The following is a 14,283-nucleotide window of genomic DNA, read 5'->3' on the forward strand; positions in this document are numbered from 1 at the left end:
GATAATCATACGCTAATATGAAACAAATTGATCAACCTTTGAATGACCTATGACAACCCGTTTAGCAACTATTGACGATCTTAGTGAAATTGTAGCCATTTATAACGAAACCATTGCAGGGCGAATGGTAACTGCAGATACGCAAGAAGTTACTGTTGACGAAAAGCGTGACTGGTTTAATAGCCATAACGATAAAAGGCCTATTTATGTTTACTGCGAAAATAACCAAGTACTTGCTTGGGTAAGTTATAAATCGTTTTATGGGCGTCCTGCTTACGATGGCACAGTAGAGATGAGCATTTACATTACCCGTAAAGCACAAGGTAAAGGGCTTGGTAAAAAGCTAATGATATTTGCTCAAACACAAGCTAAGCAATTAAATATTAAAGTATTGCTTGGTTTTATTTTTAGTCATAACTTACCGAGTGTTAAATTGTTTAAGCATTTTGATTTTGCAATATGGGGTGAGTTGCCAAGCGTTGCCATAATGGATGATAAGGCGTATAGCCTTACTATTTTTGGAAAACATCTGGAATAAATTATTTTTCATAATGTTGTAATATTTTTTTACAAAATAAGACGAAGGGTTTATGCCAATTAAATAAAAATAGTCTACGCTATTAACATATTAAGTTTATTAATTTGAAGTGTAGCTTGATGATTCGAAAAATATTAATTGTTGATAGTAGCAGTGTCATCGCAATGCGTGTGAAAGTGCTTTTAGAATTAATAGGATGTGAAGTCGAATTAATTCATTTCAGCATGCTAGACATGTATACCAATATAGGCGACTACGACTTAGTTGTTGTTGCCAATGGTGTGCCTGTTGATTCTATAAAACCGCTTGTAAGCGAAGTAGCGCAAGAGCGTTTTATGCTGCTTGCTCCAAAAGCACAAAGTGGTGAGCAACTAACTGCGTTTAGTGAGCTAAATCATGTTGCGCCTGACGCAACCGTGATATATCCATTTTTTTCTAATAAAGAAATTACTTCTCTTTTAGAGAGCCTACTAGAATTAGGCTCTAATCATATTTTGCAATTACCCGCTATTTTACTCGTCGATCATGTTCCTGAGCGTCTCGAAAAAATGAAAAATAGCTTAATCGGTGCTCATATCGAGACCCATACAGCAACCACCTCTGCAGAAGCTTTAGAAATTACGAAAGAAAAGCAAATCGATATACTGATAAGCGATTTTATTTTAGATGACGGAACCGGTTTAGAAATTTTTTCAAACTTAAAAATAATGCAACCACATTGCCGTTGCTTATTATTTACCTCACGTCCCGATCAAGTTTCAATGATTGAAGCTATTCGTCAAGGTGTAGAAGACGTACTTATTAAGCCATTGAACGACAGCTCATTATTACAATCAATACATAAACTGTGGCAAACAGAGCTATTAAAACGCCATAACGCAGAACTTGTCGAAAGGCTACAAGATACAGTTGATGCCCTGATTGAAAAAGACAGCCTACTTCAGGTTATTTATAAGCATACGCCCGATGCAATTATGTTGTTTGAGAAATGCGGTAGAGTGATAGAAGCTAATGATGCTTGCTTGAGACTATTTAACTTACCGTTTAATGAACTCGAAGGTAAATCAGTATTTGATTTTTTAGATGATGATTCAATTTTAGGTATTAAAGATAAGATTTCGACATTAAATAGTAATCGACAATTTAGCTGCGATTTACGTTTATCTAAAACAGCAGGAGGTTATATACCCTTAGTTGGCTCTTTTAATGAGATAGATCACCATGGCGAAATAGCACTTGCGGTCATATTTAAAAATGTAACCCATCTTAAGCAAAAAGAGGATTTATTACTTGAAGCAAAAGATGTTCTTGAAGAGCAAGTAAGAGCACGTACTTCACAACTCGAGCATGCTAAAAATGTGGCTGAGGCTGCAAACTTAAGTAAATCAGAATTTTTAGCAAACATGTCGCATGAACTTCGAACACCTATGCACTCTATTTTAAGCTTTTCTCGTTTTGGTTTAAGTAAATTAGAAGCTGGAGATTTTGCAAAAGAAAAACTCATTAAGTATTTATCGCGAATAGAGAGTAGTGGTGAGCGTTTACTGTCGTTACTAAATAATTTACTCGACCTATCTAAGCTAGATGTAGGCAAGTTTCCATTTAACCCTCGTCCCTATAATTTAGCGAATATTATTAAAACAAGTATTGATGATGTGTCTGGTACGGCAATGGAAAAAGAAATTGAGATTATATTTACCGCACAGCCATTACCTGTAATTGCACAATGTGATGAAGAGCAAATAAACCAGTTACTTCGAAACGTACTAGGTAACGCACTTAAATTTAGCGAACCTAAAAGTAAAATACGGGTAAATTTAGAGTCAGATAATAAGCTTGCTACTATAGAGGTTACCGATAATGGGGTCGGTATACCAGAAGATGAGTTGGAGCATATTTTTACTAAGTTTGTGCAAAGCAGTAAAACAAATAGTGGTGCTGGTGGCACAGGGTTAGGCCTTGCATTGTGTAGAGAGTTTGTATCTTTACACCAAGGTGAAATCACTGCACGTAACAACGAAAATGGTGGTGCAACTATATCTATACAAGTGCCATTAGAAATAAACTTAGACGAGCATTTAGCTGAAGATCAGTTAATACAACACACTAATTAATTGTTTTTTGGCATACCAAGTAACTTTTTAAAGAATTTAAATGGATGATAAATTATGGCCTTAACTAAAATACTTGCCGTTGATGACGAACCCTTTAACCTTGAAATTATTGAGGAAATTTTAGAGGATCTTGATTTTGAATTACAAGTAGCAACGAATGGTCCTGAGTGTTTAAACATGGTTGAGGGCTATATGCCTCAGGTTATATTGCTCGACGTAAGTATGCCGCAAATGAACGGCTATGAAGTATGTAAGGCACTTAAAGCAAACCCAAATACAGCACACATTATTGTTATGTTTGTGTCTGCTCGTGGCACAGTTGAAGAGCGCATGGAAGGCTACTCGGTTGGTGCAGAAGACTATATTGTAAAACCCTTTGGCCATGATGAACTTAAGTCAAAGCTTAAAAATTTAAATCAAGTACTCGTTGAAAAACAAAGCCTAGAAAAGCAAGTTGAAGATGCAACATCAACTGCATTTAATGCAATGGCCAATAGCAGTGAAATGGGGCAAATAGTTAACTACGTTGAAAACATAGGCTTTATTAACGATCCTCAAGAGCTAGGTAAAGCGCTTGTAGATTGCCTGCAGTCTTTTGATTTACAAAGCAATGTAGAATTTAGAGAAAATAATGAAATTAGCCACTTTGCGCTAAACGGCGTGTGTTCACCTATTGTGGTGGAGCTATTTGAAATGCTGAAAAACAAAGGGCGCTTACATGAGTTTTCGCACCGAATTTTAGTTAACTATGAATTGATTAGCTTACTTATTTTAAATATGCCCGATCATGACCCTGATAAGCATGGTCGTATACGCGACCACGTATGTTTTATTGTCAGTGTTACCGAGCAGCAGCTACGCGCCATCATGACCAAGAAAATGCTTGAATCACAACGAGCGAAACTTAATGCCGTAGCAAGTACTGTTCATAGTAAGTTTCATAGCTTAATTAGCTTGTTGAATGAAAACCGTCAAAACAACGAAAAAGTGTTTAAACAGTTACAAGAAGAGCTCGAAGAACGTATCCCATCAATGGGACTGGATGAAGATCAGGAGGTGTTTATTTATAAAAAAGTAGATGAAACTATCCAAAACTCAGTAGCAAGAGAAGAGTCTGTTAAACAAGTCAAAGCAGCCTTTACAGAGATAGAACAAGATCTATCGTTACTTTTGAAAAACTAGTTACTTCGCAATATAAAGGTTTACTTAAGCGGTGCTATGCATCCCTTGGTAAGCCTTTTTCTACAATTCTAATTAACCTAGCTGTTTTACGAATTTGTAATCGTTGTTTATCGTTTTGCTGAGCAAGTGCCCATTCAATATGCTCTAAAACAAGTTCGCTGCATATTTGGCTTTTATCTTGTAGGGCATTAATAATAGCGGGACTAAACTCTGCATTACCTAAACCAACTGCTAAATTACGTAACCAACGTTCGTGGCCAATGCGACGAATAGGGCTGCCTTCGGTATTTTTTAAAAATGTAGGCTCATCCCAAGCAAACAGCTCAAGTAAATCTTTATCTTTTAATTGAGTGCGAGGATGAAAGTCATTTTCGTCAGTTATTTGTCCATAACGATTCCAAGGACATACCAACTGACAATCATCACAACCATAAACACGATTGCCTAATAAAGAACGGTACTGCTCTGGTATTGGCCCTTGGTGTTCTATGGTTAAATACGATATACATTTACGTGCATCAACAACGTAGGGCTCTACAATTGCACCTGTTGGGCAAAGAGTAATACAAGCAACGCATTTACCGCAGCCTTCAAAGGTGTTTTCTGCATCAATTGGTAGAGGTAAATCAATAAATAGCTCGCCTAAAAAAAACCACGACCCCGCTTCTTGGTTAATTAATAACGAATGCTTACCACGCCACCCTAAACCGGCTTTTTCGGCAAGTTGACGCTCAAGTACAGGGGCTGAATCTACAAAGGGTCTAAAGCCATACTCGCCAACTTCTTGCTCTATTTTTTGGCCGAGTTTTTTTAAACGATTACGCATTAATTTATGGTAATCGCGACCTAATGCATAGCGGCTTATATATGCTTTTTCTTTATTTTTTAAGGTTTTTGCAAAGCCAGCATCGGGAGGCAGATAATTCATTTTTACAGATATAACACGCTGTGTACCAGGTACTAATTCAGCAGGGCGGGCGCGTTTCATACCGTGGGCAGCCATATAATCCATCGAGCCGTGGTAGCCTGCATCAAGCCAACGTTGCAATTGGGCTTCGTGCTTAGATAAGTCAATATCAGTAATGCCCACTTCGCTAAAGCCAAGCTCTTGCCCCCAGGTTTTTATTTGCAGGGCTAATTTTTCATAGTCTGGGGTAGGGTTGCTCACACGCTTTACACACTTAAATTAATAGCTGCGTAATTTACCATATTTCTCTGAGCCCGAAAACGCTTCTTAGTGCACAAAGCGTTTTAACTGTTGTTGGGTTTGCAAGCTTAGCTGTTGAGATTGCTCGCTATCGGCTAATGCCGTATCTATTTGTTGTTTAGCTTGCTCCCCTAAAGCTACGATTTGCTCTACCGATTGGTGAGTCGTACTTTGGGCGCCCTCAAGCAAATGTACAGCACTGGCTATTTGTTGCAGCTGCTGCTGGTTGTGCTCAAACTCACTAAGCATTTTAGTAAAGCCATCACAGGTTGCACTAATTGAGCTTTGTGCGTTATTAGAGTGAGACATTAATTGCTCTGACTCTTTATTTGTCTCGTTTACCAAATCATTCATCTGATTTATAAAGTCGCTAATCTGCCTAGTTGCGCCACTTACCTTTATTGAAAGCGTGCGTACTTCGTCTGCAACTACGGCAAATCCTCTACCAGCTTCACCCGCTCTAGCTGCTTCTATTGCGGCGTTGAGGGCTAACAAATTAGTTTGATCAGAAAATTCTTGAACCATTTTTAAAATACTACGAATGTTTTCACTGTTCTCTTTTAGTCCCGCAATTGTATTTGAAAAGCTACCTAGCATATTAGTAATAAGTTTAACCTGCTCTACTAAAGCAGCGAGTTCTGACGCAGATAGTTTTACAAAGTTAAGGTGTTCATTATTAACGTTATGTACGCTATCTGTATTATTTACTATGTTTTGTAAGCTTTGGGTTATTTGCATACTGGCATTAATAATACTGTGGCTTAACTGTATTTGTTGCTCACTTGATTGCTCAGTATTTTTCATTGATTCAGTGACTTGTGTATTGCTGTGTGCACTAGCTTGAGCACTGTTATATGTTGTGCTGAGTAACTCACTTAAATGGGCAGTAAATATATTGTATTGTGAACTTAAATCTTTAAATTCGTCATAGGAAAAGTGGGGAAGTTTTGCTGCTAAATTTACATCTTGTTGGTTTATTTCTATCAAAGTATCGCGCATAGCAGTAACAGGGCGAACAATTAAAAAACGCATATAAAAAAGAGTAAAAATAAAACCAGATATAATCACAAGCGAAAGCAGCCAAAATAGCCCTGTACTTTGCTGTTGTTCGCTTAAACTCTGATGCAGCCAAAATAACGTAATTGCTTGGAACAATAATACAAAACTTAAATTACCGACTATTTTACGGGTTAACGTAAAAAAGAATGTTTGCTCTATATAGTTATAAATTTTCATAAAACCACTCATTATGCTCAAGCCCTACGATTGTTATTTAAGTGAGGGGAATGTAAGTTAGCCTTTTTGTAACGACAACAAGTAAGCTTTGGTTCGCGCTGGGTAATTTGTAAAAATTCCGTCTATGCCATACTCAAGCATTAGCGCTATATCTTCTTCCCTATCGACTGTATAAGCATAAATCTTTAGGCCTCTTTTTTTTGCATCCTCTGCAAAAGCCTTATTTATAAAGGTTTTATCTGCATGTACGCTATAAGCGTTTAAATCACTAGCAAACTTTGCATAGTTAATTGGAATAGAAGAAGTAAGGGCGCCTATTTTAAGCCATGGTAGCTTGTTTTTAAGCCACTGTAGTTGATGGTGATCAAACGATGATACTAAAATATTGGCTTTCGATATTTTTTTAGCTTCAATGTTTTGTTCTAATTGAGCCACAAACCTTTCTAGTGCAAACGTGTGTTTAAGCTCAATATTTAATAAAGATTTATTGTTATTCCAATCAAACAGCTGCTGAAGAGTAGGGATTTTTTCACCATTTCCAGCATCAAGCTTAGAGAGCTCATGAGCGGTAAAGTTACTCACCCTGCCTTTACCGCTGGTGGTTCTATCAAGCCATGAATCATGTATTACCATGTAATCATCTAAGGAACTTTGAATATCTACTTCAATACCATCAACATCTACTTTTAACGCTTCTAAAATAGCGCTTTTGGTGTTTTCAGGAAAATCCCCACTGGCACCACGGTGTGCAAATACTTTCATTGTCGAGCCTTTTTAGTGATTGACCACGTTTCAAAACAAGCGGCACTCACTATGAGTGCACCACCAACTAACGTCATAATAGTAGGACGTTCATGAATAATTACTATAGCCAGTATGGTGCCATAAAGTGGCTGCAAGCAAGAAATTAATCCCGCAGTTGCCGCTGATAAATGCTTTAAACTTGCTGCAAATAACGAGTGCGGTGTAGCTGTAAATATAACACCCGCTACAGCAATTAAAATCAGGTCGTGATTACTAACCTCATACACTGGTACTTCTATAAATGCACACAACATAATGCTTGCCACTAAGGTTTGATAAAACATCGTTTGCGGCCCGCCATATTGGCTAAAGTAGCGCTTATGAGTAATGTTTCTTATTGAAAAAAACAATGCCGATATCACACCTGTTATTACACCCAAGGTTACATCGTCGCCCAAGTTTGCACTTGGTACTAATAAGTAAATACCTAAAACAACCACCGCTGCACTTATTATATCTTTTGCTTTTGGCCTGCTTTTATTAAATAAGGGTTCTAAAAACACCGTCATTACGGGGTAGCTAAAAAATGCCAGCATTCCAATAGTTATACCGGCCATTTGCATACCAGCAAAATAGGTAACCCAGTGAATACCCACAGCAACACCTAAAAATAACGCAATAAGATAGTCTTTAGGTTTGTTGAGTTTAATTTGTTTTTTTTGAAAATAAAGCATGGCTAAAATAGCCATTCCTGCAATTGCAGTTCTGTAAACGGTAATATCTAAAGCATTTAAACCAATAAGTTTGGCAAATAGAGCGGTCCCGCCAAAAAGTAATACCGCTATGTGTAAATAAATTAAACTTTGTTGCTGAGGCTGCATTTAGTTTCCTTGTTGTACTTTTTGAATATATTAACATTGCTTAAAAATTCTTAAGATGAATTTTTTCCACATGACAAAAGTCATTAAAGTTGATGACACTTCACACTCTTATTATTTTTGTACGCGGGCATAGTTACCTTACTCAACAGGAGGTAATTATGAATTCTTTAATTTTAATCAGCTTAACTATTAATGAAGTGCTAGAGGCGTTAAGTTTTACTATTACGTACGCAGATTGCTTTATGCTGGTATGCATTTTTATGTTATTTATATTTATTAATAAAAATAGTGCTATAAGTAAAAATAATATGTCTGAGGTATTAGTATGAGCTCGTTAAGCAGCTTTTCTCAACAAAGTGATAAAGGTTTTTGGAAATATGGACATTTAATTTTTACCGGCTTTTATTTACTCCCGCTAATAATTAATTTTGCGAGCTTTACCGTTAACCAAATTGTTATGTCTTTAGCCTTCTATGTTGCTTTTATTCTTTTGTATATAAAAGCAATAAACTGTAAAAGTGCAGGGGTGACTAAGTTATTTGTAGCCATGCTCTTAATTTGTTTTTGCGCTACTTTTTACACCACAGGTACGCCTACTTTATTTGGTTTCGTAGCCTATATAGCAGGCTACTCTTACAGCTCCCGTCAAAGAATTTATGCTGCGATCGCAATTATATTCACGGTTTTATTAAGCACATATATTGGTGATATAGGTAAGGTTCAATACTTTTTAGGCGTTGCTTTGATTCTATGCGCCACATTATTTAGTTACGGTATTGCAGCAAAAAGAGAAAGCTTATACAAAAAGCGCGAACAAGAAAGCGCTAACCAACTAGAGCAATTAGCAGCTATTGCAGAGCGAGAACGAATAGCTCGCGACTTACATGATATTTTAGGCCATTCATTGTCATCTATTGCTCTAAAGGCTGAGCTTGCTAATAAATTAAACCAAGGAGAGCGCTACGCTCAAGCAAATAGCGAAATTGCACAAGTGGCCGATTTGGCAAGGCAGTTACTTAGCGATGTAAGAAGCGCCGTAAGTGATTTAAAACAGCTTAATCTTGTCAGCCAAGTAGCACAGTTAAAGCAAAGGTTAATAGAGCAAGGGTTTAACGTTTCATTTAATGTGGTTTTAAATGCTCTGCCCGCTAAAGTAGAGGGTATAGCAGGCCTTATAATTAAAGAGGCAGTTACTAACTTATTACGCCATAGCAATACAAAAAATTGCGAAATAAATATAGAACAAACAGCGCAGCAGTTACTTATAACCGTAATTGACCATGGTCCGTGCAGTACATTGAATTCGGGCAATGGTCTAAATGGTATTAAAGAGCGAGCAGAGCAACTAAATGGCAGTGCAGCATTTACCTGTGGCGATAATTTTACTTTAAAAGTAGTGCTGCCAATTACAGCTAAGGATTTATAATGATCAGAGTGTATTTAGTGGAAGATCAGGCGCTTGTGCGCGACGCAGTAGCAGCATTGTTAGGGCTTGATTTTAATATTGAGATTATTGGGCAAGCAAGTAACGGGCAAGATGCACTTAATGCAATTGAGGCGCTTGATAGTGATTTACACCCCGATATAATTTTAACTGATATAGAAATGCCGACCATGAATGGTATAGAGCTTAGCGAAAAAATAGCCGCTAAGTTCCCTGCTATAAAAATGGTTATTATGACCACATTTTCTCGTGCAGGTTATATTAGGCGAGCGCTTACGGCAGGTGTTAAAGGTTTTATTTTAAAAGAAGCACCCAGTGAAGAGTTAATAAATGCGCTTAAAAAAGTAATGCAGGGGCAAAAAGTGATAGACCCAGAGCTTGCTATTAATGCATTAGACGACGCCGATCCGCTTACTGATAAAGAACGCAAAGCCCTTAAACTTGCAAGCGACGGCCTTAAAACAAGCGACATAGCCAAGCAGCTATTTATAAGCGAAGGGACTACGCGTAACTACCTATCAGACGCTATTGCAAAATTAAATGCCACTAACCGCATAGATGCTGCGCGTATAGCTAAACAAAAAGGGTGGCTTTAATTAGTGGGTTTATAAATTATAAGCAAAGTATTATTATGTTATGCATAAAAGTAACGAACAGCGCTTAAAATTAGCTTAAAAAGCGCTAAAAGAGGTTTTAATGGCAAATTTAATAGAACTAACAACTAAAAATAATATCGCTATACTCACCATGAATACCGCTGAAAACCGCCATAACCCAGCGTTTTTGGCTGAGTTTAATTTACACCTAGACCACATTGAAGCAGATCAAAACATTAAGTCAGTTATTTTAACGTCTTCAAGTGATAAAAACTGGTCATTGGGTATCGACCTTCAATGGATGTCTAATCCAAGTATTTTACCTGCAGCAATTTCTGACTTTATGATTCAAATAAGTGACTTATTTAAACGCATAGTTACTTTTCCTATTCCTATTATTGCTGCGTTAAACGGGCATACCTATGGTAATGGTTCTGTACTTGCGTGTGCGTGCGACTTTAGATTTATGAAATCAGACAAAGGCTTTTTTTGTTTTCCTGAAGTGGATGTAATGGTGCCGTTTGTTCCGTCGATGTTTCCTATAATTAATAAAGCTATTTCGCAAACCTTCTTTAATCGTCTAGCTATGTCAGGAGAGCGGGTTGGGGCACAGCAGTTGCTAGAGAACAAAGTAGTTGAAGCTGTGTTTACAAATAACGACGAACTACAAGCGGGTGTACTTGAGTTTGCCCAGCAGTTTAATAAAAATCGTTGGATTTACGCTCAAAATAAAACACAAATGAATAAGCAGATTTTACTTACGATGAAAGAAGAAGATCCAAGCTTTATTTATAATATAAGTAAACTGCTGTGGAAAAACCTACAAAAAAAATAGTATAGATTTTAGCATTGCTACGAGATGACTAAACACTTTGCAGTTAAGGGATCGTTAAGCCCCATTGCGCTAGATTTTTAAACTATACACCAAGGTAAACAGCAAGGTAAAAGTGCTTTCTTAAAAGTTTAATAGCTTTTACCTGTCTCATTATAACTATATGGGTTAAAATACCTACATAACCAACTAACAAGATAGTGAATGTCAAACCAAGATCCAAATCTCAGTCGAGAACAAGAAAAGTACGAAAACCCAGTCCCTAGTCGTGAGTTTATACTTACTCACCTTCAAGAGCGTTCAAAGCCTGCTAACTACGCGCAATTATGTGAAGAACTAGCAGTAAACGATGACGAACGCCAAATAGCATTTAAACGCCGCCTTCGCGCTATGGAGCGTGACGGACAGCTGTATTTCAATAAATTTAAATGCTATGCCCTAATTGACGAAGCCGGTTTAACCAAAGGCAAAGTAATAGGCCACAGAGACGGTTTCGGCTTTTTAGAAGTTGAAGGCGAGAGTAAAGATTGGTTTATTGCTAAGCACCAAATGAATATGGTGTTACATGGCGACATTGTACTAGCTAAAGGCACTAAACGTGGTTCTGGCTCAAAATGCGATGCACGTATTATAAAAGTGCTTACTAACGAGCGCGCGCCAATTGTTGGCCGTTACTTTGTTGAGCACGGTGTTGCTGTTGTAGTCGCTGAAGACCCGCGCATAACGCAAGATATAATGATTTTACCAGGCAACGAAAACGGTGCCCGCCATAACCAAATGGTGCAGGTTAAAATTACGCAAAATCCAAGCCGTAACATGAACGCGGTAGGTAAAGTTATAGATGTACTTGGTGAGCATTTAGCCCCAGGTATGGAAATTGAAGTTGCACTGCGCAATCACGATATTCCACATGTATGGCCAGAAGAAGTTGAAGCACAAGTTGCTCACCTAGGTGAATTTGTTGAAGAAGCTGACAAACAAGGTCGTGTAGATTTACGTGATTTACCACTTGTAACTATTGATGGCGAAGATGCACGCGACTTTGATGACGCCGTATATTGTGAACCTAAAAAATCAGGTGGCTGGCGCTTATGGGTTGCTATTGCCGATGTATCGCATTACGTAGGAATGAACACGCCGCTTAACAAAGAAGCAATTTTGCGTGGTAACTCAGTGTATTTTCCTGAGCAAGTTATTCCGATGCTACCAAAAGTGCTTTCTAACGGATTATGTTCGCTTAATCCAAAAGTAGATCGCTTATGTATGGTTGCCGAAATGACCGTGTCGAGCGCGGGTAAACTTTCGGGTTATAAGTTTTACGAAGCGATAATGAACTCGCATGCACGTTTAACTTACACCAAAGTAAATGCCATTTTACAAAACGACGAAAAACTACGCGAAGAATACTCAGCCGTTGTGCCACATTTAACTGATTTACAGCAAATGTACATGGCACTTAAAGCAGCACGCCAAGACCGTGGTGCCATAGAGTTTGAAACCCTAGAAACACGTTTTGTATTTAACGCTCAGCGTAAAATAGAGTCAATAGTGCCTGTTATTCGTAACGACGCGCACAAACTCATTGAAGAATGTATGATTTTAGCCAACGTATCAGCGGCTAAAATTCTTGAAAAGCACGAAGCAAGCGCGCTTTATCGCGTGCATGACGAACCAGACCAAGAAAAACTAGGTAACTTTACTAAGTTTTTAGGCGAGTTAGGTATTGAAAGTACATTAAGCGACGAGCCAACGCCAAAAGAAATAACGCAAGTATTAGCGCGACTAGGTGACCGCCCAGAAGCTGAACTTATTCAAACTATGTTACTGCGTTCAATGAAACAAGCTGTATATCAGCCAGATAACATTGGTCACTTTGGTTTAGCGTTATCGGCTTACGCGCATTTTACATCGCCAATACGTCGTTACCCAGATTTAGTAGTGCATCGTGCTATTAAAGCAGTAATAAAAGCACAAGGTCAGCAAACGTCTGGCGAATATGCTTACACCGATGATGAAGTTGATCAACTAGGTGAGCAGTGTTCTACAACAGAGCGTCGTGCGGACGATGCAACTCGCGAAGTAGCTGATTGGCTTAAATGTGAGTTTATGCAAGACCATGTAGGTGAAGAGTTTGATGGTGTTATTTCATCGGTCACTAACTTTGGTTTGTTTATTCGTTTAGATGATTTACAAATTGATGGGCTTATTCACGTTACTAATTTAGGCGACGAGTTTTTTGCGCATGATGCTGCAAAACACACCCTAATAGGTGAGCACTCTCACAAAGTTTATCGCCTTGGCGATAAGGTAACAGTTAAAGTTGCGTCGGTTAGTTTAGACGATCGCCGTATAAACTTAACGCTTAAAGGCGATGTTGCACAAGACAGATACTCACGTCGTCGTGCACCAAAAAAAGGTTCAGGTAAGTCTGAGCATGCGCCAGCAAGTGTGCGTTCGCAATTAAAAGCAGGCAAAGTACCAGGTAAAAAGTCGCACAGTGATGACAAACCAAAAGGTAAAAAAAAGCCAGCAAATAAAGATAAAGGCAAGCCTGCAAATAAGTCTGCAACAAAACCTGCAGATAAAAAAGCAGCAGACTCTGCCGTAAAGAAAAAACCAAAGAAGAAGGCCGTTAAAAAGCCTAAAAGAGCAGGCAAAAATGCCCGCAAACGTACTAGCCCAGGAGCAGACAATACGTGAGTAATGAATTAATTTTTGGCTTTCATTCTGTTGAAGCAATTTTAGAAAGCGAACCAGAGCGCTTTGTAGAAATTTACGCCCTTAAAGGCCGTGACGACAAACGCTCAACTCCGATTATTGATGAAGCACGTAAATTTGGTATTTCAGTACAGTTTATGCAGCGTAAAGCCCTTGATAGCAAATCAAAGGGTGAGCAGCATCAAGGTATTATTGCTAACGTAAAAGCAGCGCCAACGTTTAATGAAAAAGATCTTGATGCGATAATCGCTCGTGAAGACACACCGTTTTTACTTGTGCTTGATGGTATTACCGATCCGCATAACTTAGGCGCATGCCTACGTAGTGCAGACGCGGCAGGTGTTCACGCTGTGATTGTACCTAAAGATAAGTCGGCAAAGCTTAACGGTACCGCACGTAAAGTGGCCTGTGGCGCAGCCGAAACAGTACCGCTTATTCAAGTGACTAACCTTGCACGTACGCTTCGCGAAATTAAAGATGCAGGCGTATGGGTTGTAGGTACCGCTGGCGAAACTGATAACCACGTATTTGATGCAAGCTTAACGGGGCCAATGGCTATTGTTATGGGCGCAGAAGGCGAGGGTATGCGACGCTTAACACGTGAGCATTGCGATATGCTTGTTAAAATCCCAATGGCGGGTACTGTTTCAAGCTTAAACGTATCGGTAGCCACGGGTATTTGTTTGTTTGAAGTATTACGCCAACGTAACGCAAATAACTAATATATAAAACGATAAGTTTTATGTATTAAAAAGCCGAGATTGAAATTCAATCTCGGCTTTTTTGTGTCT

Annotated in this window: 13 protein-coding genes; 9 read left to right on the forward strand and 4 right to left on the reverse strand. The window is 38.4% G+C overall.

All coding sequences use genetic code 11. From position 1 onward, the window contains the following. The first annotated feature begins 49 nt into the window (after positions 1-49). From PISS_RS02765 to PISS_RS02775, 3 genes are all read left to right on the forward strand, one after another. Positions 50-538: a GNAT family N-acetyltransferase gene (locus PISS_RS02765; RefSeq protein WP_058154161.1), complete on the forward strand. Its 489-nt coding sequence runs from the start codon at positions 50-52 to the stop codon at positions 536-538. A 119-nt stretch (positions 539-657) separates the two neighbouring features. Next, positions 658-2,652 (forward strand): hybrid sensor histidine kinase/response regulator, encoded by a 1,995-nt coding sequence (locus tag PISS_RS02770; RefSeq protein WP_058154162.1) that lies wholly within the window; start codon positions 658-660, stop codon positions 2,650-2,652. A 54-nt stretch (positions 2,653-2,706) separates the two neighbouring features. Next, a complete protein-coding gene (locus tag PISS_RS02775) occupies positions 2,707-3,834 on the forward strand; it encodes a response regulator (protein ID WP_058154163.1) in 1,128 nt (375 codons plus the stop codon). A 34-nt stretch (positions 3,835-3,868) separates the two neighbouring features. Here PISS_RS02775 and queG read toward each other — a convergent pair whose 3' ends face one another. The 4 genes from queG to PISS_RS02795 form a co-directional block, all read right to left on the reverse strand. Then, on the reverse strand, positions 3,869-5,002 hold the full coding sequence (gene queG, locus PISS_RS02780; RefSeq protein ID WP_058154164.1) for a tRNA epoxyqueuosine(34) reductase QueG: 1,134 nt from the start codon (positions 5,000-5,002) through the stop codon (positions 3,869-3,871). A gap of 66 nt (positions 5,003-5,068) precedes the next feature. Then, positions 5,069-6,289, reverse strand: coding sequence for a methyl-accepting chemotaxis protein (locus PISS_RS02785; protein WP_058154165.1), 1,221 nt, complete (start codon positions 6,287-6,289; stop codon positions 5,069-5,071). A gap of 45 nt (positions 6,290-6,334) precedes the next feature. Then, complete coding sequence (locus tag PISS_RS02790) at positions 6,335-7,039, reverse strand: glycerophosphodiester phosphodiesterase (RefSeq protein WP_039485289.1); 705 nt, start codon at positions 7,037-7,039, stop codon at positions 6,335-6,337. Next, positions 7,036-7,902, reverse strand: coding sequence for a DMT family transporter (locus PISS_RS02795; RefSeq protein ID WP_002958018.1), 867 nt, complete (start codon positions 7,900-7,902; stop codon positions 7,036-7,038). The genes PISS_RS02790 and PISS_RS02795 overlap by 4 nt, the downstream gene beginning before the upstream one ends. 158 nt (positions 7,903-8,060) lie before the next feature. On the opposite strand from PISS_RS02795, the gene PISS_RS18865 reads away from it, so the two are divergent. The 6 genes from PISS_RS18865 to rlmB all read left to right on the forward strand — a co-directional run bounded on the left by PISS_RS18865 (position 8,061) and on the right by rlmB (position 14,214). Next, positions 8,061-8,231 carry a hypothetical protein gene (locus PISS_RS18865; RefSeq protein WP_167380508.1) on the forward strand — a complete coding sequence of 57 codons (171 nt, stop codon included), beginning with the start codon at positions 8,061-8,063 and terminating at the stop codon, positions 8,229-8,231. Beyond that, positions 8,228-9,328 carry a sensor histidine kinase gene (locus PISS_RS02800; protein WP_058154166.1) on the forward strand — a complete coding sequence of 367 codons (1,101 nt, stop codon included), beginning with the start codon at positions 8,228-8,230 and terminating at the stop codon, positions 9,326-9,328. Before PISS_RS18865 ends, PISS_RS02800 begins: the two co-directional genes overlap by 4 nt. Beyond that, entirely contained in the window at positions 9,328-9,942 is a 615-nt protein-coding gene (locus PISS_RS02805) for a response regulator transcription factor (protein WP_058154167.1), read from the forward strand. The genes PISS_RS02800 and PISS_RS02805 overlap by 1 nt, the downstream gene beginning before the upstream one ends. Before the next feature lie 100 nt (positions 9,943-10,042). Beyond that, positions 10,043-10,777: an enoyl-CoA hydratase/isomerase family protein gene (locus PISS_RS02810; protein WP_058154168.1), complete on the forward strand. Its 735-nt coding sequence runs from the start codon at positions 10,043-10,045 to the stop codon at positions 10,775-10,777. 201 nt (positions 10,778-10,978) lie between these two features. After that, complete coding sequence (rnr, locus tag PISS_RS02815; RefSeq protein WP_058154169.1) at positions 10,979-13,474, forward strand: ribonuclease R; 2,496 nt, start codon at positions 10,979-10,981, stop codon at positions 13,472-13,474. Next, positions 13,471-14,214: a 23S rRNA (guanosine(2251)-2'-O)-methyltransferase RlmB gene (gene rlmB, locus PISS_RS02820; protein WP_002958023.1), complete on the forward strand. Its 744-nt coding sequence runs from the start codon at positions 13,471-13,473 to the stop codon at positions 14,212-14,214. Before rnr ends, rlmB begins: the two co-directional genes overlap by 4 nt. The last annotated feature ends 69 nt before the right edge of the window (positions 14,215-14,283 follow it).

The organism is Pseudoalteromonas issachenkonii, from assembly GCF_002310795.1.
GTDB lineage: Bacteria > Pseudomonadota > Gammaproteobacteria > Enterobacterales > Alteromonadaceae > Pseudoalteromonas > Pseudoalteromonas tetraodonis.